Raw genomic sequence first — 21,203 nt, forward strand, 5'->3', positions numbered from 1 at the left:
CTCTACTGTCCCTTAGCTGAAAGTGTTGCCTCGACGACGCGCATCGCCTCGACGGTTTCTTTAACATCATGCACTCTGACGATCTGTGCGCCCTGCATCGCGGCAATTACCGCACAGGCAACGCTGCCGATCGTCCGCTGTTCCGGCGGTACGTTCAGCAGTTGTCCAATCATCGATTTACGCGACATGCCAACCAGCAGCGGCAGGCCGAAATGATGAAATTCCGACAATCGGGCCAGAAGCTGATAATTATGCGCTAAATTCTTACCGAAACCGAAGCCCGGGTCGAGCAACAATTTCTGTTTTGCTATGCCCGCCGCAGTACAGCGTGCAATATGCTGCTGGAAAAAGGCGTTGACCTCGCCCATTAAATCCTCATAGTGCGGCGCCTGTTGCATGGTACGCGGCTCGCCCTGCATATGCATCAGGCATACCGGCAACCCGCTGGCCGCCGCCGCCTCCAGCGCGCCAGGCTCCTGCAGCGAGCGTACATCATTGATCAGATGCGCGCCGGCGTTAGCCGACTCGCGAATGACTCCGGGCTTGGAGGTATCGACCGAAATAAACACCTCAAAACGCCGGGCAATCGCTTCCACCACCGGCACCACCCGCTCGATCTCCTCCTCTTCGCTCACCTCCGCCGCGCCGGGACGGGTCGACTCACCGCCAACGTCGATCATGGTGGCGCCGGCGGAAATCAGCGCGTGGGCATGCAGCAGGGCGTCATTCAGCGAATTATGCCGTCCTCCGTCGGAAAACGAGTCCGGAGTCACATTGAGAATGCCCATCACCCGAGGATGGGAGAGATCGAAAGCCATGTCGCGCACGGTTAATTGCATGAAGATTCCACCTTACTGTCTGTTGCTGATTTCACTGCCGGGCGGGCAAAAAGGCCTGACCGTCTGATACGGCGGCCTGGCGGTGGCCGGTATACGGCCGCACCGCAGATGACGGGCATAAAAAAACCCCGGCATGCCGGGGTTTGATGTTATTACACAGTCGATGTTACTTGTCGAGCTGTTCAGACAGAGGATTGCCTGGATTTGGCGTCCGCGGCTCATCAACCGGCGTCGGGGCCTTTGGAGTGCCGCCGTTGTCGGAGTTGCTGCCTTTGTTCGGATCGTCCCAGCCTGCCGGCGGACGGACGTCCTTACGGTTCATCAGATCGTCGATCTGCGGCGCGTCGATGGTTTCATACTTCATCAGGGCATCCTTCATTGAATGAAGGATATCCATGTTTTCCATCAACAGCGTACGGGCGCGCGTGTAGTTACGTTCAATCAGGGATTTCACTTCCTGGTCGATAATACGCGCCGTTTCGTCAGACATATGTTTCGCCTTGGCCACAGAGCGGCCCAGGAACACTTCGCCCTCTTCTTCCGCATACAGCAGCGGCCCCAGCTTCTCGGAGAAGCCCCATTGGGTCACCATGTTGCGTGCGATAGAGGTCGCCACTTTAATGTCGTTCGATGCGCCGGTAGAAACATGCTCGGCACCGTAAATAATCTCTTCCGCCAGACGGCCGCCGTACAGCGTGGAGATTTGGCTCTCCAGTTTCTGACGGCTGGCGCTGATGGCATCGCCCTCAGGCAGGAAGAAAGTTACGCCAAGCGCACGGCCGCGCGGAATAATCGTCACCTTGTGAACCGGATCGTGTTCCGGCACCAGACGGCCGATAATGGCGTGGCCGGCTTCGTGATATGCGGTCGACTCTTTCTGCGCTTCGGTCATTACCATGGAGCGACGTTCCGCACCCATCATGATTTTGTCTTTGGCCTTTTCGAACTCAACCATCGACACCACACGTTTGTTGCTACGGGCGGCAAACAGCGCAGCTTCGTTGACCAGGTTAGCCAAATCCGCACCGGAGAAGCCCGGTGTACCACGTGCAATGACGGAGGCGTCGATATCGGCTGCCAGCGGCACGCGGCGCATATGCACCTTCAGAATCTGCTCACGACCACGCACATCCGGCAGACCAACCACTACCTGACGGTCGAAACGGCCTGGACGCAGCAGCGCCGGGTCAAGCACGTCCGGACGGTTGGTCGCAGCGATGACGATGATGCCTTCGTTGCCTTCAAAGCCGTCCATCTCAACCAGCATCTGGTTCAGCGTCTGCTCACGTTCATCGTGACCGCCACCCAGACCGGCGCCACGCTGGCGGCCGACGGCGTCGATTTCATCGATAAAGATGATGCACGGAGCGGCTTTTTTCGCCTGTTCGAACATATCACGTACGCGGGACGCACCCACGCCGACAAACATTTCCACGAAGTCGGAACCGGAAATGGTAAAGAACGGCACTTTCGCCTCGCCGGCAATGGCTTTCGCCAGCAGCGTCTTACCGGTACCCGGCGGGCCGACCATCAGCACGCCTTTCGGAATCTTGCCGCCCAGCTTCTGGAAACGGCTCGGTTCGCGCAGGTATTCAACCAGTTCGCTCACTTCTTCTTTTGCTTCGTCGCAGCCGGCGACGTCGGCAAAGGTGGTTTTGATCTGATCTTCAGTCAGCATACGGGCTTTGCTCTTGCCAAAGGACATCGCGCCCTTGCCGCCGCCGCCCTGCATTTGCCGCATAAAGAAGATCCAGACCCCGATCAGCAACAGCATCGGGAACCATGAAATAAAGATAGAAGCCAGCAAACTCGGCTCTTCCGGCGGTTCACCGACAACTTTCACATTCTTCGTCAATAACGTATCCAACAGCTTAGGATCGTTGACGGGGATATAAGTCGTGTATCGGTTACTATCTTTCTTGGTAACGTTGATCTCACGTCCGTTAATTCGCGCTTCGCGAACCTGATCCTGGGTCAGTTCGGACATGAAGGTAGAGTAATCCACCCTACGGCCATTCGACTCGCTGGGCCCAAAGCTCTGGAATACGGACATCAGCACAACTGCGATGACCAGCCAGAGAATTAGGTTTTTCGCCATGTCACTCAAGGGATTAACCTCATATTACAACTGTGTTAACAAACAGCGTTAGGGTACTACAGTTTGCGCCCTGTCGCTACAATGTACACTTCACGCGAACGAGCGCGCGAAGCGTCTGGCTTACGAATCTTAACCTTCGTAAACAGGGAGCGAATTTCCCGTAGGTACTCGTCAAAGCCATCTCCCTGGAACACCTTCACCAGGAAACTTCCGCCTGGTGCGAGGACATCACGACACATTTCCAGTGCTAATTCCACCAGATACATCGATCTTGGAATATCGACCGCCGGGTTGCCACTCATATTCGGGGCCATATCGGACATGACCACCTGAACCTTCTTTTCACCTACGCGATCCAGCAGCGCCTTCAGCACCAGTTCATCACGAAAATCTCCCTGGAGGAAATCAACGCCGACGATAGGATCCATCGGTAAAATATCACAGGCGATAATTCGCCCAGAACCGCCGATCTGGGTAACAACATACTGCGACCAGCCGCCTGGCGCCGCCCCCAAATCAACAACCGTCATACCCGGTTTAAACAGCTTGTCGCTCTGCTGTATTTCATCCAGTTTAAACCAGGCGCGCGAGCGCAGCCCTTTTTTCTGCGCCTGCTGCACATATTTGTCGCTAAAGTGTTCCTGAAGCCAGCGGCTAGAACTGGCCGAACGCTTTTTACCTGTCATCGAGTTTCCAACTATCCTAAAAAGAGACTTATGCCAAGTTCGCTGCTCATATTGCCATCACGGTGCAAGACCGATTTGGTGATACCCATGAGATGGCGGTAGAATGTACCGTTTTCAATCCCAACTTAAGCAAAAAAGACAATGAATCTGAATAATAAACAAAAACAGCACCTGAAAGGCTTGGCGCATCCGTTAAAACCGGTCGTCATGCTGGGCAATAACGGTCTCACCGAAGGGGTGCTGGCTGAAATTGATCAGGCGCTGACGCATCATGAGCTGATCAAAGTGAAAATCGCAACGGAAGATCGCGAAACCAAAGCCTTGATCGCTGACGCTATCGTGCGTGAAACAAATGCCTGCAACGTACAAATTATCGGTAATACCCTTATTCTTTACCGCCCTTCAGAAGAGCGCAAGATCAGTCTACCGCGTTAAGTGTCGTCATTTTAACGAAAAGGTGCCATGCACCTGCACCTGATAAAAGGCCGCCACGCGGCCTTTTTCCTTTCTTTACAAAAACCTGATTAACTTCTGAGCAAACGCTGTCGATCAGAGGTATTCCACCTTCAGGATTTCATATTCCACATCGCCGCCCGGTGTCTTAATCACCACCACGTCGTCTTGTTCTTTACCGATTAAACCACGCGCCATCGGGGAATTCACCGAAATCAGATTTTTCTTGAAATCGGCCTCGTCGTCACCCACGATGCGGTAGGTCACCTCATCCTCGGTATCCAGGTTCAGCACCGATACCGTCGCGCCGAAAATCACCCGGCCGTTGTTCGGCATTTTGGTTACGTCGATCACCTGCGCGTTCGACAGCTTAGCTTCAATTTCCTGAATACGTCCTTCACAGAAACCCTGCTGCTCACGCGCCGCATGGTACTCCGCGTTTTCTTTCAAGTCGCCGTGTTCACGCGCTTCCGCGATGTCCGCAATGATTTTCGGACGGCGAACGCTTTTCAAATATTCCAGTTCTTCGCGCAATTTTTCAGCGCCAAACAGGGTCATCGGAATCTGTTGCATAATTTCAATACCTCTAAATCTTTCCTGTTCAAATAGCCGTCATCCTGACGTATTCGTATGAAAACACGGATGGCTATCGCCAGCCGCCTCCAGGCGACAAACAAAAGAACCCTAACCCGGAAAATTCTTCCAAGTCAGGATCGATTTTGCATTTTGATACGCATTTTAGCGTAGAGTTCCTTGAGGGTCATCGTTTACTTTTTCCCTGAATGCGCCGTAGTATGACGGCACGTTACCCAGCAGTTAGCCAGAGATTATGCGTTTTTCACGAATTGTCAGTGCATTGGCGTGCGCATTTGTTTTGAATGTAAATGCCGCCCCGGTCGAAGATTACACACAATATTTGCCTGATGGAGCCAACCTTGCCCTGATGGTGCAAAAAATCGGCGCCAGCACGCCGACGATTGATTACCACGCGCAGCAGATGGCGTTGCCCGCCAGCACCCAGAAGGTGCTGACCGCGCTGGCGGCCCTGTTACAGCTCGGCCCAGACTACCGCTTTACCACCACGCTGGAAAGCCAGGGTAAGATTAACGATGGCGTACTGCAGGGCAATCTGATCGCACGCTTCGGCGGCGACCCGACCTTTAAACGCCAGAACCTGCGCAATATGGTCGCCGAACTGAAGAAACAGGGCGTAAAACAGATTAGCGGCGACGTGCTGGTCGATACTTCGGTATTCGCCAGCCACGACAAGGCGCCCGGCTGGCCGTGGAACGATATGACGCAGTGCTTCAGCGCCCCACCGGCGGCGGCGATTGTCGATCGCAACTGCTTCTCGGTGTCGCTGTACAGCGCGGCCAAGCCGGGCGATATCGCCTTTATCCGCGTCGCCTCCTATTATCCGGTTAACATGTTCAGCCAGGTGCGTACGCTGGCCAAAGGTTCGCCGGATGCCCAATACTGCGAGCTGGACGTGGTGCCGGGCGAGTTGAACCGCTTTACCCTCACCGGCTGCCTGACGCAGCGCAGCGAGCCGCTGCCGCTGGCGTTCGCCATTCAGGACGGGGCCAGCTACGCCGGCGCTATTCTGAAAGATGAACTGACCCAGGCCGGCATCCAGATTGACGGCCACCTGAAGCGCCAGACACAGCCGGGCATGAGCGGCACGGTGATCGCCCGTACCCAATCAGCGCCGCTGCATGATCTGCTGAAAGTGATGCTGAAAAAATCCGACAATATGATCGCCGATACCGTCTTCCGCACCATCGGCCACGAGCGCTTCGGCGTGCCGGGCACCTGGCGCGCCGGCGCCGACGCGGTGCGTCAGGTGCTACGTCAGAAAGCCGGAGTCGATCTGGGCAACAGCATCGTGGTGGATGGTTCCGGCCTGTCGCGCCACAATCTGCTGGCGCCGGCGACCATGATGCAGGCGCTGCAATATATCGCCCAGCATGACAGCGAGCTGAATTTCATCTCGATGCTGCCGCTCGCCGGCTACGACGGCACGCTGCGCTACCGCGGCGGGCTGCATGAGGCCGGCGTGGACGGCAAAGTCTCGGCGAAAACCGGGGCGCTGCAGGGCGTTTACAATCTGGCCGGCTTTATCACCACCGCCAGCGGCCAGCGTATGGCGTTTGTGCAGTATCTGTCAGGCTACGCCGTACCACCGGAAGATCAGCGCCAGCGCCGGATACCGCTGGTACGTTTCGAAAGCCGGCTATATCGGGATATTTATCAGAATAACTGAGTAACCACGCCCTGGGAGCCCCGACGTGAAGCTATTGATTGTCGAAGACGATGAGCTATTGCAACAGGGGCTGGCCATGGCGCTGGCTGCCGAAGGTTACGCCTGCGATTGCGCCCTGACGGCGGCGCAGGCCAATACGCTGATCGACACCAGTCAGTACAGCATGGTCATCCTCGATCTCGGCCTGCCCGACGTGGACGGCGGCGCCTTGCTGCGGCAATGGCGCCGCCGGCAACTGGACTTGCCGGTGTTGATTCTCACCGCCCGCGATGCGCTGGAAGACCGCGTCGACGGGCTGGACGCCGGCGCCGATGACTATCTGATCAAACCCTTTGCGCTGATTGAGCTGCAGGCTCGCGTCAGGGCGCTCATCCGCCGCTATCAGGGCCACAGCGACAACCTGCTACAGCAGGACGATCTCACGCTCAATCTCTCCAGCCAGCAGGTTTACCTGCAACAGCAGCCTATCGACATCACGCCAAAAGAGTTTGCCCTTCTGTCGCGGCTGATTATGCGCGCTGGCCAGACGGTCAACCGTGAACTGCTGCAACAGGATTTATACGCCTGGAACGACGATCTCGGCTCCAATACGCTCGAAGTGCACGTCCATAACCTGCGCCGCAAGCTGGGCAAGGATCGTATCCGCACGGTACGCGGCATCGGCTACCGTCTGGAGCCGTTGCCATGATCAGCATGCGGCGTCGCCTGTTGCTGATGCTGGCGCTTATTCTGCTGGTCACCCAATTGATCAGCGCGCTGTGGCTATGGCACGAAAGCCGGGAACAGATCGGTTTTCTGGTCGATGAAACCCTGTCGGCCCAGGTGCGCACCGAAAAGGTCGACGGTGAAATCGCCGAAGCGATCGCCTCATTATTGGCGCCGTCGCTGATTATGATGATTGTCACGTTGATCGCCTCGTTCTGGGCCATCAGCTGGATTATCCGCCCGCTTAATCAGTTGCAAAACCGGCTGGAAAAGCGTTCCGCCGACAACCTGTCACCGCTGCCGGTCAATAACGACAGCCGGGAAGTGATGGCGGTCACCACCGCGCTCAATCAACTCTTCTCGCGGCTCGATAACACCATTCAGCAGGAGCGGTTGTTTACCGCCGACGCGGCCCACGAACTGCGTACGCCGCTGGCCGGCATCCGGCTGCATCTGGAACTGATGGAGCAGCAGGGGGTGCGGGAAAGTACGCCGCTGATCGCGCGCATCGACCAACTGATGCATACCGTAGAACAATTGCTGATGCTGTCGCGCGCCGGGCAGAAGTTTGCCGGCGGCCACTATCAACGTTTCGACTGGGTCGCGGACGTGATGACGCCACTGCGCGAAGAACTGACAGAACTGGCGCAACAACGCAATCAGCAGCTGACGTGGCAACTGCCGGTGGAGGCCGTCACTCATGGCGATCCGGTATTACTTCGCCTGTTGCTGCGAAATCTGGTGGAAAATGCCCATCGCTATAGCCCGCCGGACAGCGCCATCCAAATCCGCCTCGACGCGCAAAACGGCGGCCATCAGCTGCAGGTGATCGATGAAGGGCCGGGCATTAAGCAAGAGATGGCCGGAGAGCTAACCCAGGCCTTCAGAAGAATGGACCAGCGCTATGGCGGCAGCGGATTGGGGCTAAATATCGTCATCCGCATCATCCAGCTGCACCAAGGGCGACTGGCGCTGAAAAACCGCCATAACGCCAGCGGCCTTAACGCGCGCTGCTGGCTGCCCGCCAACCCGCTGAAGCCATAAAAAAGCCCCGCAGTGCGGGGCCTGATAGCTGTCGTGATGATTATTTCTGGTAAATGATTTCGACGCCTTCGTCGTCATCTTCATCCCAGTCATCATCCCAGTCGTCGTCGGCTTCGGCTTCTACTTCCGCCAGCTGTTTACGGTGGTAATCGTCCCACATAAACTCGACCTTTTCCGGTGCGCTCTCTTCGATCGCCATCGCTTTCGGCTGGCTGTTGATAAAGTTCATCACGTCCCAGCACAGCTCTTTGACGCCAAAATGGCTGGCCGCAGAGATCATGTAGTACTTATCTTCCCAGCCCAGCGCGTCGACAATCGCCTTGGCGCGCTCTGCGGCTTCCTCTTCGTCCAGCAGGTCAACTTTGTTGAACACCAGCCAGCGCGGTTTCTGCGCCAGATTGTCACTGTACTGATTCAGCTCGTTGATGATCACGCGGGCGTTTTCTACCGGATCGGTCTGGTCAATCGGATCGATATCCACCAGGTGCAGCAGCACGCGGCAACGTTCCAGGTGCTTCAGGAAACGAATGCCCAGACCGGCACCTTCAGACGCACCTTCAATCAGCCCTGGAATATCCGCCACCACGAAGCTCTGTTCGCTGTCCATACGCACCACGCCCAGGCTTGGCACCAGCGTGGTGAACGGGTAGTCCGCCACTTTCGGCTTGGCGGCAGATACCGCGCGGATAAAGGTGGATTTGCCCGCGTTCGGCAGGCCGAGCATGCCGACATCCGCCAGCAGCATCAGCTCCAGCAGGACATCGCGCGCTTCACCCGGCGTACCGTTGGTTTTCTGGCGCGGGGCACGGTTGACCGAGGATTTGAAACGGGTGTTGCCCAGGCCATGCCAACCGCCCTTCGCTACCATCAGGCGCTGCTGATGGCGCGTCATATCGCCGAGAATCTCGCCGGTGCCCTGATCCTTCACCCGGGTGCCGACCGGCACTTTGATCACGATATCTTTACCGCGCTTGCCGGTACAGTCACGGCTCTGGCCGTTCTGACCGCGTTCTGCACGGAAGGACTTCTCAAAGCGATAGTCGATCAGCGTGTTCAGGTTTTCGTCCGCCAGCAGGTAGACATCGCCGCCGTCGCCGCCGTCGCCGCCATCCGGGCCGCCGTTCGGGATATATTTTTCGCGACGGAAGCTGACGCAACCATTACCACCGTCACCTGCAACGACCAATATCGCTGCTTCATCTACAAACTTCATTTTCCGTCTCCGTAAATCATTCACCGGGCTGCTTGATAGGAGCAACCAGGAGGTTTTCTGCCCGTCGCGGCCACCACCGGTGACCAATTGCGGAAAACATTGCGCCCGCAACCACCACAAAAGCGCCCACGTAACCGACGACATTCAACGTCGGGGCGGCAAACATCTGCGGCCATGCCAACGCCAATAAATCTGAAAACAACAGGGTAAACAGCGGCGTCAACGTTACTAACGCGCTCACCTGCGCCGCCTGCCAACGCGCCATCGCCTCCGCTAGCGCGCCATAGCCAATCAGCGTATTCGCGCCGCAAAACAGCAGGCAGGCCAGCTGCCAGCCGCTCAGCTGAAAAATCATCGCCGGCTGTGCCAGCGGGAATAATGCAACTGCACATAAAGTGTACAACATTACCAGGATCTGCGGCGACGCCAGCCGGCGCAGCAAGACCTTTTGCGCCAGGCCATAGGTAACCCACACCGTCGCGGCACAGACACCCAACAGCACCCCCAGGGTGTAATCCGTCAGGCGGGTAAAAATCTCAACCAGACTGACGTTGAAAAACAGCATCAGCCCGCAAATCAGCATCAGCGCGCCAATCACCTGGGTAATACGCATCCGCTCTTTCAGGATCAGCACGCTGGCAAACATCATGCCCACCGGCGACAGCTGACCGATCACCTGCGAGGCCGTCGGGCTAAGGTACTGCAGCGAGGAGCTGAAAAATACGAAGTTCCCCAGCAGCCCGGCGGTGGCGATCGCCAGCAGCAGCAGCCAACGCGGCTGGCGAAAAATTTTCACCGGCGGCAAGCGGCCGCGCAGCGTCAGAATAATGCCCAACCCAATCGCCGCAATGCTAAAGCGATACCAGACGATGGTAAACGGCGTCATCACCTGGAGAACTTCTTTCATGGCTATCGGCAACGCACCCCAGCACACCGCCGTGGTTAACGCCAGAGAAATACCGACCCCGACCTGCTGTTTTGTTTCCATGCGTCATCTGCCTGCGCGCTGTCTATCCCGAATAGCCAAGGTTTGAAATGGGTTGGCTATAAATGTAAAAAGCCCCGCAACGAATTGCGGGGCTTACATCTATTTATTAAGGCTCGAAAAATTATTCAGCTTCGATGCTGATGAATTTACGATTGCTCGGGCCTTTAACTTCGAATTTGACTTTACCGTCTTTCAAAGCAAACAGAGTGTGGTCTTTGCCGCAACCTACGTTGGTGCCTGCGTGGAACTTGGTGCCACGCTGACGAACGATGATGCTGCCTGCCAGTACTGCTTCGCCGCCAAAGCGTTTTACGCCCAGACGTTTAGCTTCTGAATCGCGACCGTTACGAGTCGAGCCGCCAGCCTTTTTGTGTGCCATTAATCCGCTCTCCTAACTTAAGCGCTGATGCCGGTGATTTTAACGTCAGTGAACCACTGACGGTGGCCCTGCTGCTTACGGTGGTGTTTACGACGACGAAACTTAACGATTTTAATTTTCTCGCCACGACCGTGTGCAACGACTTCAGCTTTGATCTTGCCGCCATCGACGAAAGGAACGCCGATTTTGATATCTTCGCCATTAGCGATCATCAGAATCTGGTCAAACTCAACCGCTTCACCAGTTGCGATGTCCAGCTTTTCCAAGCGAACGGTCTGACCTTCGCTTACTCGGTGTTGTTTACCACCACTTTGGAAAACCGCGTACATATAAAACTCCGCTTTCCGCGTGCTCGATGATTAGTACAGAGCGCGCTATAAATATTCACAATAGGGCGCGAATTCTACGCAAAAATACAGCACATGACAAGAGCAGAATCTCGACTGAAGTAGAAAAAAGAAGAAAAAAAGCACAGTTTCTTTCGTGGCGTTTATCTAAGCCGTTTTTCAAGTACAATCATAGGCACAGTTACCGCCATGTACCGATGTGAGCAGCGTTCTCATCGCGGTGAAGAGAAACACAGCTGAAAACAATACAATGAACCTAGATCAAATTATTGAGTTAACCGCGCAAGATATGGCGGCAGTGAATGCAACAATTCTCGAACAGTTGAATTCCGAAGTCACGCTCATCAATCAGCTTGGCTATTACATTATCAGCGGTGGCGGTAAACGCATCCGGCCGATGATCGCCGTCCTGGCAGCCCGGGCGCTGCAGTCGGAAGGTGACAAGCACGTGACCATCGCGGCGCTGATTGAGTTTATCCACACCGCGACCCTGCTGCATGACGATGTGGTTGACGAATCCGACATGCGCCGCGGCAAAGCAACCGCCAACGCCGCATTCGGCAACGCGGCCAGCGTGCTGGTCGGCGACTTTATTTATACCCGCGCTTTCCAAATGATGACCAGCCTGGAATCATTACGCGTGTTGGCGCTGATGTCGGAAGCGGTCAACGTGATTGCCGAAGGCGAGGTGCTGCAGTTGATGAACGTCAACGACCCGGATATCAGCGAAGAGAGCTATATGCGGGTGATCTACAGCAAGACGGCGCGTCTGTTTGAAGCCGCCGCGCAATCCTCCGCCATTTTATCCGGCGCCACGCCGGAGCAGGAGCAGGCGCTGCAGGATTACGGCCGCTATCTTGGCACCGCCTTCCAGCTGATTGACGATCTGCTGGATTACAGCGCCGACGGCAGCACACTGGGCAAAAACACCGGTGACGATCTGAATGAAGGCAAACCTACGCTGCCGCTGCTGCACGCCATGCATAACGGCAGTCCGGAGCAGGCGGCAATGATTCGCGGCGCCATCGAACAGGGCAACGGCCGTCATCTGCTGGAACCGGTGCTGGCAGCGATGGAACAGTGCGGCTCGCTGGTCTACACCCGCCAACGTGCGGAAGAGGAAGCCGACAAAGCCATCAGCGCGCTGGAAGCGCTGCCGCCGTCAGAATACCGCACCGCGCTGGAAGGACTGGCGCATCTGGCAGTACAGCGCGAATTTTAAGAAAATATTTCTCAATAGCTTCCGCGCATATCAAGGCGCTTATCGCTGGCGACGTTCAGCGATAAGCGCCAACAGCCCGCCAATGCCCTCACGTACCAGAAATGACAGCATCTGCTCCCTTTCATCATCCGACATATGGTGAAAATAGGCGATCCACACCGTCAGCGGATCCTGTCTTTCAGCAGTGTAATCTGCAGAATCCTCTTTCAGCATCAAAGCATTACGCACGCCCGGCGGCAGGCTGTCGATATGATATTCCACCGCTTTACCCTGTACGCCTTTCCGACGCTGACTCACCCATTTTTCCCGACGCGCCATCTGATTAATTCCCTGTGGCGAGGAAGGCAACCCCGCGATGCCCGTCAATTCCCTGGCAGAAAACCACTCACTTTTCATAGCCATCGTCTCTGAAGATTATGCGCCACCATTATTTCTGGAAAAAAGTTATTTTTTAGAAATAATGGCGTTGTTTTTTCGTATCACCGGCTCACGTTTTATGAACGATTAATACGAACGCGTTAGTTATACCACTAACGCCACTTTGGCTAATCACAAAAAGAAGATCAACATGAATGCGCCGCGTTGGGAGGAGTGGCACATCTGGCGGGGCTGCGCGAGTTTTAAGAAATGAGCGCCTAATGCTCCCCAGGCGCTTTAGCGGTGCTTATCGCTGACGCCCCTCGGCGATAAGCGCCAGCAGTCCGCCAATGCCCTCACGCAACAAAAACGCCTGTATCCGCTCCCTTTCATCATCCGACATATGGTGAAAATAGGCGATCCACACCGTCAGCGGATCCTGTCTTTCAGCAGTGTAACCAGCAGAATCCTCTTTCAGCATCAAAGTATTACGCACGCCTGGCGGCAGGCTGTCGATATGATATTCCACCGCTTTGCCCTGTACGCCTTTCCGACGCTGACTCACCCATTTTTCCCGACGCGCCATCTGATTAATTCCCTGTGGCGAGGAAGGCAACCCCGCGATGCCAGTCAATTCCTTGGCAGAAAACCACTCACTTTTCATAGCCATCGTCTCTGAAGATTATGCGTCACCATTATTTTTGGAAAGCAAAGGGTTGTTTTTGGAAAAATAATGGTGTTCTTGTTTCCGTATAACCGATTCACGTTGTACGAACGATTAATACGAACGCGTTAGTTATACCACTAACGTCACTTTGGCTAATCAAAAAAGGAAGATCAACATGAATTCAAGGAGTGAAGATTGGCATCCTGCCGATGTCATCGCAGCATTACGCAAGAAAGGCACCACTCTGGCAGCGGTATCGCGCAGCGCCGGGCTCAGTTCGTCGACGCTGGCTAACGCCCTGTCCCGCCCCTGGCCGAAAGGCGAGTGGCTGATCGCCGAGGCGCTGAATGTTCACCCTTCAGAGATCTGGCCAAGCCGCTATTTCGATCCCAAGACCCGGCGCTTGCTGGACCGCAAGAGTCGGATCAAATCCTGACGTCAGGGCATAAAAAAACCGCCGGAATCACTCCGGCGGCCTTTATCTGACGCTACGGGTCAATCAGTTATTGATAAACGTCTCACCCAGTTCGATATCTTTATGCAGAACATCCAACATATCATTCAGCGCTTTCTGCTCAAAGGCGCTCAGCGTGCCGATATCTTTACGTTCTTCAACGCCGTTTTTACCCAGCAGCAGCGGCTGTGCGAAGAAGCGCGCATATTTGCCGTCGCCTTCCACATAGGCGCATTCGACAACGCCTTGCTCACCCTGCAGCGCACGCACCAGAGACAAACCAAAGCGCGCCGCCGCCTGGCCCATGGACAGCGTAGCCGATCCGCCGCCGGCTTTGGCTTCAACCACTTCAGTACCTGCGTTCTGAATACGCTTGGTCAGGTCGGCCACTTCCTGATCGGTAAAGCTCACGCCCGGAATCTGGGACAGCAGAGGCAGAATGGTTACGCCAGAGTGGCCGCCGATGACCGGCACGTTCAGCTCTTCCGGCTTTTTGCCTTTCAGCTCAGCCACGAAGGTGTTGGAACGGATAATATCCAGCGAAGTCACGCCGAACAGTTTGTTTTTGTCGTACACGCCTGCTTTCTTCAGCACTTCCGCCGCAATGGCAACGGTGGTGTTCACCGGGTTGGTGATAATACCGATGCACGCTTTCGGGCAGGTTTTCGCCACTTGTTCAATCAGGTTACGCACGATGCCGGCGTTAACGTTGAACAGGTCGGAACGATCCATACCCGGCTTGCGCGCTACGCCGGCGGAAATCAGCACCACATCGGCGCCCTGCAGCGCTGGCGTGGCGTCTTCACCGCTGAAGCCTTTAATGCTAACGGCGGTTGGAATGTGGCTTAAGTCAACGGCAACGCCTGGCGTAACGGGGGCAATGTCGTAGAGGGAGAGTTCAGAACCTGCAGGTAGCTGGGTCTTGAGAAGAAGGGCAAGGGCCTGGCCAATACCGCCAGCTGCACCGAGAACTGCAACTTTCATCCTATACTCCTTGTATTATCTTAAATATAAAAGCGCCGTGAATTCTGGGTTACGGAACTTATGTTATCACGCCTTTAAAAACAATCTCTTAACAGTTGGACTGAGAGCTGACGCAATAAAATAGCCGTGATCGCGGACATTTTAGATTAAATAACGTGTGCATGAAGGGCATAGCGCACAGTAATCGAAAATTGTGCGAGGTTATTCACGCGCAAGTTAACCGGCCGTTACATTACACCCTTACGCAACATCAGAACAACATCATTTTAATAACATTTTATTTACCCTTTCCCCGCGATGAATCCTGTGAGAAAGGGCATATTCATGACAATCGTATTTTGTTAAAATAACGCCCTTTCCCTGTCGTTCCGGCCATTTTTTTGCTGGTCGACCTCCGCTTTTATTGCATAAAAATTCATCTATATGCATAATAATGACATCTATTGGCAACATTCCACGGTGCAAAATGCGTAATCCCGCAAAGCAGGAAGATCTGATCAAAGCGTTCAAGGCGTTATTGAAGGAAGAGAAATTCAGTTCGCAAGGCGAGATCGTTTTGGCGCTGCAAGAAGAAGGCTTCGAAAACATTAACCAATCCAAAGTATCACGCATGCTGACCAAGTTCGGCGCGGTACGTACGCGTAATGCAAAAATGGAGATGGTATATTGCCTTCCCGCCGAGCTGGGGGTGCCTACCACCACCAGTCCGCTGAAGAATCTGGTGCTCGACGTTGACCACAATGACGCCGTGGTGGTGATTCATACCAGCCCTGGCGCAGCACAATTGATCGCCCGCCTGCTCGACTCGCTGGGCAAGTCAGAAGGTATCCTCGGCACCATTGCCGGTGATGACACCATCTTCGTTACGCCGGCCAGCGCCTTCACCGCCCGCCAGCTGTATGAGGCCATTTTGGCGCTGTTCGAACAGGAACTGTAATCATCTATCCCTATCACTACGCGGTCTACGACCGCGTATCCAGCACGCTCTTCACCTTCCCCACGCCATTGCATAGTTTTTCGCTGTCACGCCAATAACGACGATCGCCCCGTGGATATCATTATTTGTAGCATTTCATCACTGCGCTTTTCCGCTGATACCTGATTCCGCACTTTTCGACAAAGTCGCTCACTTGCTTGATATTACAGAAATTTAACATCAAAAGACCATTTTATAATCACTTTTTATTCCTGGCGGTTATAAAAAATGGTAAGCACAATGATAAAGTTTCATAGGGAATTGTTAGCAAACTATTAATTTTTCGGGTTACTAGCTGTATACTCCTTTCCGTGACATGAATCACAGTTCACAGGAACTGATAAAAGAATTCTACGAGGTCAAATCATGAAAGTTAAAACTACTGTTGTGACTCTTGGCGTACTGTCCATGCTTTCATTCGGCACTTTTGCAGCACAATCCGTTAGCACGGAGCAGGCAGCAAAATTGCAGCCGGCAGGCACCATTACCGTCAGCGGCGTTGCCGCAGCGCCTTCCGATATCCGTCAGGCACTGTCTGATAAAGCCGATGCCAAAGGCGCCACCGCTTTTCGCGTGATTGAAGCGCGTAATGAAGGCAACTTCCACGCCACGGCAGAAATCTACAAATAAGTACTCAAAGAACGCTCCGGTAACGGACGAATAAATCTCTGGCAACGCTATACCCATAACGGTCTTCAAGAATAAAAAAACAACCCGTCCTTCCAGGCCGTTACCGATTAGCATCAAGGACTTACCATCATGAACATGAAATTTTCGATTGCAGCGATGGCGCTGCTGTCAGCCGTCTCTTTTGGCGCTTCCGCCGCCACGCTGGTGAGCAATGAACAGGCCAGCACCCTGCAGTCTGTCGGCACCGTGACCGCCGCCGGCGTCGCCGGTTCACCGTCGGACATTCGTCAGGCGCTGTCTGATAAGGCCGACCAACAGGGCGCCACAGCCTACCGTATTATTGAAGCCCGTGAGAACGGCAACTGGCACGCCACGGCCGAAATCTATAAATAACCATTCAGGGACGTGTCTACTGAGCTGATTATCCTCGTCACTGCCACTGCCGAGTTCTGACGTTGACACGCATTCCCTGAAGAACCCCTCGTCGTCCTATCCGACGAAACCCCATTGCCCCCGCTTGCGGGGGCTTTTTTTATGGGCAAGAAAAAAGCCGCAAAGCGGCTTTTTATCATCAGCATGTAACGCCAGCATCGGCCCGTCGGTTTACTTTGCCCGCTGCGCCAACGCCGCCAGCAGCTTATCGTGAATACCGCCGAAACCGCCGTTGCTCATCACCAGAATATGATCGCCCGGCTGAGCGGTTTTCACCACCATCTCCGCCAGCGTATCCACGTCGGCGCTCCAGTGGGCCGGCTGCACGCAGGCTTCCGCCACTTCCGCCACCTGCCACGGGTTATGGTCCGGCTGATACAGGAACACTTCATCGGCACGGCCAAGGGCAGGTGCCAAATCGTTTTTGCTGATGCCCATCTTCATAGTGTTGGAGCGCGGCTCCAGCACCGCCAAAATACGCGCGGTGCCGCCCACTTTGCCGCGCAGCGCTGCCAGGGTGGCCAAAATCGCCGTCGGATGATGGGCAAAATCATCATAGACCGTCACACCGCTGGCTTCACCGCGCAGTTCCAGACGGCGGCGGGCGTTGATAAAATCGCCCAGCGCACGGCAGGCATCGGCCGGCGCAACGCCGACATGGCGGGCTGCCGCAATCGCCATCAGGCCATTGTGCATATTGTGTTCCCCCACCAGCGACCAGTTGACCTCGCCCACTTTCTCGCCGTTCAGCCAGACGGCGTAATGGCTGGCGTCGGTGGTCAGCTTCTCAGCGCGCCAGGTTCCCTCTTCGCCCACCAGTTCCTGCTCGCTCCAGCAGCCCATTGCCATCACTTGTTTCAGGTTGGCGTCATTGTCCGGCAGAATGATTTTGCCCTGGCCCGGCACAATACGCACCAGATGGTGAAACTGTTTCTGGATGGCCTTCAGGTCGTCGAAAATATCCGCGTGGTCAAACTCCAGATTATTCATGATCAGCGTACGCGGGCTGTAATGCACAAACTTGGAGCGCTTGTCAAAGAAGGCGCTGTCGTACTCATCGGCCTCAATCACAAAGAACGGGCTGCCGCCCAGCCGCGCGGAAACGTCAAAGTTGCCGGGTACGCCGCCGATCACAAAACCGGGCTGATAACCACAGGCTTCCAGGATCCAGGCCGCCATACCGGCGGTGGTGGTTTTACCGTGGGTGCCGGCCACCGCCAGCACCCAACGGTCACGCAGCACATAGTCGTGCAGCCACTGCGGGCCGGATACATAGGGGATACCCTGCTCCAGCACCGCTTCAACGCACGGATTACCGCGCGTCATGGCGTTGCCGATGATCACCAGATCCGGCGCCGGATCCAGCTGTGCCGGATCGTACCCCTGGATCAGCGCGATCCCCTGGTTTTCCAGCAACGTGCTCATCGGTGGATAGACGTTAGCGTCAGAACCCGTGACCTCATGTCCAAGCGAGCGGGCCAGTACCGCCAGTCCGCCCATAAAGGTGCCACAGATGCCAAGAATGTGAATGCGCATAGGTTTCTCATTTGAGTACGTCGAATGTACGCTTATTCTAACGCTCAGAATCGTCCAGAAGAAATGGATTTGCCTATGAATAGCGCGACGCTTTGGGCTACACTGCTGGCACAAACGTTGGCGGTTTGTTAAAAACTGCTATCCATCCGTAGATTCAGGGATTGTGTCATGAAAACGTTAGGCGAATTTATCGTCGAGAAACAACACGACTTCTCTCACGCCACCGGCGAATTGACCGCACTGCTGTCGGCCATCAAACTGGGCGCAAAAATCATCCACCGCGACATCAACAAAGCGGGTCTGGTGGATATTCTGGGCACCAGCGGCGTTTCCAACGTACAGGGCGAAGTTCAGATGAAACTGGACCTGTACGCGAACGAAAAGCTGAAAGCAGCGCTGAAAGCGCGCGGCGAAGTGGCGGGCATCGCTTCTGAAGAAGAAGACGAGATCGTCATCTTTGACGGCGACCGTGCTGAAAACGGCAAGTATGTAGTGCTGATGGATCCGTTGGACGGCTCGTCCAACATCGATGTTAACGTCTCCGTCGGGACGATCTTCTCCATCTATCGCCGTATCACCCCTATCGGCACTCCGGTGACCGAAGAAGACTTCCTGCAGCCGGGCAGCGCCCAGGTCGCGGCCGGTTACGTGGTTTACGGCTCTTCCACCATGCTGGTGTACACCACCGGTTATGGCGTCCATGCCTTTACCTACGACCCTTCACTGGGCGTGTTCTGTCTCTCCCATGAGAAAGTGCGCTTCCCAGAATCCGGCAATATGTATTCCATCAACGAAGGCAACTACATCAAGTTCCCTCTCGGCGTGAAGAAATACATCAAATACTGTCAGGAACAGGACGAAGCAACGCAGCGCCCTTACACCTCACGCTATATCGGATCTCTGGTTGCCGATTTCCACCGCAACCTGCTGAAGGGCGGCATTTATATTTACCCAAGCACCGCCAGCCATCCGCAAGGCAAGCTGCGTTTGCTGTATGAATGCAACCCGATGGCGTTTCTGGCCGAACAGGCCGGCGGTAAAGCCAGCGACGGTAAAACCCGTATCCTGGACATCACGCCGCAGAAACTGCACCAGCGTGCGCCATTCTTCGTCGGCACCAAATCGATGGTAGAAGACGCCGAACGCTTTATCGCCGACTATCCGGACGAGTAACGCCTTCGATGCCGGGGCCGTCAGGCCCCACGGCGCAGCACGCTGCGCCGTCATCGCGTTATATTATAGCTTGAACGCCGCCATGCTCTGCGCCAGCGACTGGGCCTGTTCCTCCAGCGAGCGCGTTGCGGCGGCGGATTCTTCCACCAGTGCCGCATTCTGCTGTGCCACCTGATCCATCTGCGCCACCGCCAGATTCACCTGTTCGATTCCGCTGCTCTGCTCGCGGGTCGCCGCCGAGATTTCACGCATCAGCGCCGTGACGCGCCCGACTTCATCGGCAATGCCGTTCATGGTTTGCGCCGCTGACTCCGCCATCTGTTCACCCTCTTGCACCCGCGCCTGCGACGCTTCAATCAGCCCTTTAATCTCCTTGGCCGACTGCGCGCTGCGCTGCGCCAGACTGCGTACTTCGCCGGCGACGACGGCAAAGCCGCGCCCCTGCTCACCGGCTCGCGCAGCCTCAACGGCCGCATTCAACGCCAGAATATTGGTCTGAAACGCGATGCCGTCCATCACGCTGATAATATCGGCAATGCGGCGGGAACTGTCGGTGATCGCCAGCATTTTGTCTTTGACCTGACTGACCACGTCGCTGCCGCGATCGGCGACATCAGACACGCTGAGCGCCAGTTGATTGGCCTGCTCGGCATTTTCCGCATTCATTTTAACCGTTGAGGTCAGCTGTTCCATGCTGGCGGCGGTCTCTTCCAGCGAAGCTGCCGACTCCTCGGTACGCTGCGCCAGGTGAACGTTGCCGGCCGCCAGCTCGCGAGAGCCAACGTCAATCTGGCTGCTGGCGTCGCGCACTTTGCTGACCGACATCACCAGCGACTGCTGCATGCGCTGCATCGCCCGGATCAGACGGCCCATTTCCGTCTCTCCTTCGCCGCGAATCTCGCGGGTCAGATCGCCGTTGGCGATATGCTCCAGCTCGGCGATCGACGCATCCAGCGGGCGTAGAATGATCAGCCGCAGGGCAAACCAGGCCAGCACCGCCAGCAGCACGCTGACTATCCCGGCCACCGCGATTAACGCAATCTTGGTGCTGGCGTTGCCCTCTGCGTCATTCACCTGCAGCTGCCCGGTTTCCATGGCAAAACGGCGGAATTCACTCAGATCGTTTTCAAATGCGATGCTCAGCTTAGAAATTCGCGTTTCCTGAATATGGTAGTACTCGTCAATCTGGCCGGCTTTGATGGCATCGGCCATCGGACGCACGCCCTGTTCCTGGTAAGCGCGATAACTGGCCTGCAAATGCTCGGATAACTCTTTGCCACGCTCGGTGACCGTCCCCACGCCGACGAACTTCGCCATTTCACGCTGCGACTGCGCCAGATAGCCGTAAATACGCCCGACTGTAGCGTCAGACACTGCGATCTGGCCCACTTCACGCTGGCGTACCGCCAGAGACGCGGCGGTACGCGCGCGCAGCGTCAGGTTGGAACTGTTCGCCAGCGACCCCAGCTCCTCGCCCAGGATCTGGTTCAGGGTATGCAGCGAGCGCGACCCCTGGTTGATGGCATTGACACCGATAATGCTGACCATAATCAGCAATACCGTCAGCAGGCTAAGCAGGGCAAGCAGCCCGGCCTTCACCGTAATTTTATTTAGCATGGATTCTTCCTGGCTATCGACAATAAGTGGTTACTGAGATGTAGGGTGGTAAGACGCAGGACGTCGCCGCAGCACGTCATTGTTATTTGCTAGGTTATCGACAACCGAGGAGGAAACTTGATGCTGAACAAGGATGAATC

General features: G+C 55.5%; 23 protein-coding genes. 10 read left to right on the forward strand and 13 right to left on the reverse strand.

What is annotated here, in order from left to right:
* Nucleotides 1-2: 2 nt before the first annotated feature.
* The 3 genes from folP to rlmE form a co-directional block, all read right to left on the reverse strand.
* Nucleotides 3-839: a dihydropteroate synthase gene (gene folP, locus HF675_RS21505; protein ID WP_105229524.1), complete on the reverse strand. Its 837-nt coding sequence runs from the start codon at nt 837-839 to the stop codon at nt 3-5.
* A 166-nt stretch (nt 840-1,005) separates the two neighbouring features.
* Entirely contained in the window at nt 1,006-2,937 is a 1,932-nt protein-coding gene (gene ftsH / locus HF675_RS21510; RefSeq protein ID WP_105229523.1) for an ATP-dependent zinc metalloprotease FtsH, read from the reverse strand.
* Between the two features lie 56 nt (nt 2,938-2,993).
* Nucleotides 2,994-3,623 carry a 23S rRNA (uridine(2552)-2'-O)-methyltransferase RlmE gene (gene rlmE / locus HF675_RS21515; protein ID WP_015670607.1) on the reverse strand — a complete coding sequence of 210 codons (630 nt, stop codon included), beginning with the start codon at nt 3,621-3,623 and terminating at the stop codon, nt 2,994-2,996.
* A gap of 141 nt (nt 3,624-3,764) precedes the next feature.
* Here rlmE and yhbY point away from each other — a divergent pair, with 141 nt between their 5' ends.
* Nucleotides 3,765-4,058 carry a ribosome assembly RNA-binding protein YhbY gene (gene yhbY / locus HF675_RS21520; protein WP_105229522.1) on the forward strand — a complete coding sequence of 98 codons (294 nt, stop codon included), beginning with the start codon at nt 3,765-3,767 and terminating at the stop codon, nt 4,056-4,058.
* Nucleotides 4,059-4,172: 114 nt separating this feature from the next.
* Here yhbY and greA read toward each other — a convergent pair whose 3' ends face one another.
* The gene (gene greA / locus HF675_RS21525) at nt 4,173-4,649 is read right to left on the reverse strand and encodes a transcription elongation factor GreA (protein WP_061321556.1); all 477 of its coding nucleotides are present in this window, start codon (nt 4,647-4,649) and stop codon (nt 4,173-4,175) included.
* Nucleotides 4,650-4,905: 256 nt separating this feature from the next.
* On the opposite strand from greA, the gene dacB reads away from it, so the two are divergent.
* From dacB to pmrB, 3 genes are read left to right on the forward strand one after another with little or no spacing between them, the layout of a single operon-like run.
* A complete protein-coding gene (gene dacB, locus HF675_RS21530) occupies nt 4,906-6,339 on the forward strand; it encodes a serine-type D-Ala-D-Ala carboxypeptidase (protein ID WP_105229521.1) in 1,434 nt (477 codons plus the stop codon).
* Nucleotides 6,340-6,364: 25 nt separating this feature from the next.
* A complete protein-coding gene (pmrA, locus tag HF675_RS21535) occupies nt 6,365-7,027 on the forward strand; it encodes a two-component system response regulator PmrA (protein WP_105229520.1) in 663 nt (220 codons plus the stop codon).
* A complete protein-coding gene (pmrB, locus tag HF675_RS21540; RefSeq protein WP_105229519.1) occupies nt 7,024-8,088 on the forward strand; it encodes a two-component system sensor histidine kinase PmrB in 1,065 nt (354 codons plus the stop codon). Before pmrA ends, pmrB begins: the two co-directional genes overlap by 4 nt.
* Nucleotides 8,089-8,128: 40 nt before the next feature.
* On the opposite strand, the gene cgtA is transcribed toward pmrB, so the two are convergent.
* The 4 genes from cgtA to rplU all read right to left on the reverse strand — a co-directional run bounded on the left by cgtA (nt 8,129) and on the right by rplU (nt 10,997).
* Nucleotides 8,129-9,301: an Obg family GTPase CgtA gene (gene cgtA / locus HF675_RS21545; RefSeq protein ID WP_105229518.1), complete on the reverse strand. Its 1,173-nt coding sequence runs from the start codon at nt 9,299-9,301 to the stop codon at nt 8,129-8,131.
* A gap of 16 nt (nt 9,302-9,317) precedes the next feature.
* Nucleotides 9,318-10,289: a DMT family transporter gene (locus HF675_RS21550; protein ID WP_105229517.1), complete on the reverse strand. Its 972-nt coding sequence runs from the start codon at nt 10,287-10,289 to the stop codon at nt 9,318-9,320.
* A gap of 121 nt (nt 10,290-10,410) precedes the next feature.
* Nucleotides 10,411-10,668: a 50S ribosomal protein L27 gene (gene rpmA / locus HF675_RS21555; protein ID WP_004933559.1), complete on the reverse strand. Its 258-nt coding sequence runs from the start codon at nt 10,666-10,668 to the stop codon at nt 10,411-10,413.
* A 17-nt stretch (nt 10,669-10,685) separates the two neighbouring features.
* Entirely contained in the window at nt 10,686-10,997 is a 312-nt protein-coding gene (rplU, locus tag HF675_RS21560) for a 50S ribosomal protein L21 (protein ID WP_004933561.1), read from the reverse strand.
* Between the two features lie 268 nt (nt 10,998-11,265).
* Here rplU and ispB point away from each other — a divergent pair, with 268 nt between their 5' ends.
* A complete protein-coding gene (gene ispB / locus HF675_RS21565; protein ID WP_105229516.1) occupies nt 11,266-12,237 on the forward strand; it encodes an octaprenyl diphosphate synthase in 972 nt (323 codons plus the stop codon).
* Nucleotides 12,238-12,276: 39 nt separating this feature from the next.
* Here the strand turns inward: ispB and HF675_RS21570 are convergent, their stop codons facing one another.
* Nucleotides 12,277-12,633: a DNA-binding protein gene (locus HF675_RS21570; RefSeq protein WP_105229515.1), complete on the reverse strand. Its 357-nt coding sequence runs from the start codon at nt 12,631-12,633 to the stop codon at nt 12,277-12,279.
* Nucleotides 12,634-12,901: 268 nt separating this feature from the next.
* Nucleotides 12,902-13,258: a DNA-binding protein gene (locus HF675_RS21575; protein WP_105233190.1), complete on the reverse strand. Its 357-nt coding sequence runs from the start codon at nt 13,256-13,258 to the stop codon at nt 12,902-12,904.
* A 178-nt stretch (nt 13,259-13,436) separates the two neighbouring features.
* Here HF675_RS21575 and HF675_RS21580 point away from each other — a divergent pair, with 178 nt between their 5' ends.
* Nucleotides 13,437-13,697 carry a helix-turn-helix transcriptional regulator gene (locus tag HF675_RS21580; RefSeq protein WP_105229514.1) on the forward strand — a complete coding sequence of 87 codons (261 nt, stop codon included), beginning with the start codon at nt 13,437-13,439 and terminating at the stop codon, nt 13,695-13,697.
* Nucleotides 13,698-13,760: 63 nt separating this feature from the next.
* Here the strand turns inward: HF675_RS21580 and mdh are convergent, their stop codons facing one another.
* Nucleotides 13,761-14,699 (reverse strand): malate dehydrogenase, encoded by a 939-nt coding sequence (mdh, locus tag HF675_RS21585; RefSeq protein ID WP_105229513.1) that lies wholly within the window; start codon nt 14,697-14,699, stop codon nt 13,761-13,763.
* A 466-nt stretch (nt 14,700-15,165) separates the two neighbouring features.
* Between mdh and argR the strand changes: the two genes are divergently transcribed.
* The 3 genes from argR (at nt 15,166) to yhcN (HF675_RS21600) (ending at nt 16,698) form a co-directional block, all read left to right on the forward strand.
* Nucleotides 15,166-15,636, forward strand: coding sequence for a transcriptional regulator ArgR (gene argR / locus HF675_RS21590; protein ID WP_041411702.1), 471 nt, complete (start codon nt 15,166-15,168; stop codon nt 15,634-15,636).
* Nucleotides 15,637-16,041: 405 nt separating this feature from the next.
* The gene (gene yhcN / locus HF675_RS21595; RefSeq protein ID WP_105229512.1) at nt 16,042-16,305 is read left to right on the forward strand and encodes a peroxide/acid stress response protein YhcN; all 264 of its coding nucleotides are present in this window, start codon (nt 16,042-16,044) and stop codon (nt 16,303-16,305) included.
* Between the two features lie 129 nt (nt 16,306-16,434).
* Nucleotides 16,435-16,698 carry a peroxide/acid stress response protein YhcN gene (yhcN, locus tag HF675_RS21600; RefSeq protein ID WP_105229511.1) on the forward strand — a complete coding sequence of 88 codons (264 nt, stop codon included), beginning with the start codon at nt 16,435-16,437 and terminating at the stop codon, nt 16,696-16,698.
* A 210-nt stretch (nt 16,699-16,908) separates the two neighbouring features.
* Here yhcN (HF675_RS21600) and mpl read toward each other — a convergent pair whose 3' ends face one another.
* Nucleotides 16,909-18,273 (reverse strand): UDP-N-acetylmuramate:L-alanyl-gamma-D-glutamyl-meso-diaminopimelate ligase, encoded by a 1,365-nt coding sequence (gene mpl / locus HF675_RS21605; RefSeq protein WP_105229510.1) that lies wholly within the window; start codon nt 18,271-18,273, stop codon nt 16,909-16,911.
* 168 nt (nt 18,274-18,441) lie between these two features.
* Here mpl and fbp point away from each other — a divergent pair, with 168 nt between their 5' ends.
* Nucleotides 18,442-19,446: a class 1 fructose-bisphosphatase gene (fbp, locus tag HF675_RS21610; protein ID WP_105229509.1), complete on the forward strand. Its 1,005-nt coding sequence runs from the start codon at nt 18,442-18,444 to the stop codon at nt 19,444-19,446.
* 63 nt (nt 19,447-19,509) lie between these two features.
* Here fbp and HF675_RS21615 read toward each other — a convergent pair whose 3' ends face one another.
* Nucleotides 19,510-21,063, reverse strand: coding sequence for a methyl-accepting chemotaxis protein (locus HF675_RS21615; protein WP_105229508.1), 1,554 nt, complete (start codon nt 21,061-21,063; stop codon nt 19,510-19,512).
* Nucleotides 21,064-21,203: the final 140 nt, after the last annotated feature.

The organism is Serratia sp. JUb9 (assembly GCF_014298095.1).
GTDB lineage: Bacteria > Pseudomonadota > Gammaproteobacteria > Enterobacterales > Enterobacteriaceae > Serratia_B > Serratia_B rhizosphaerae.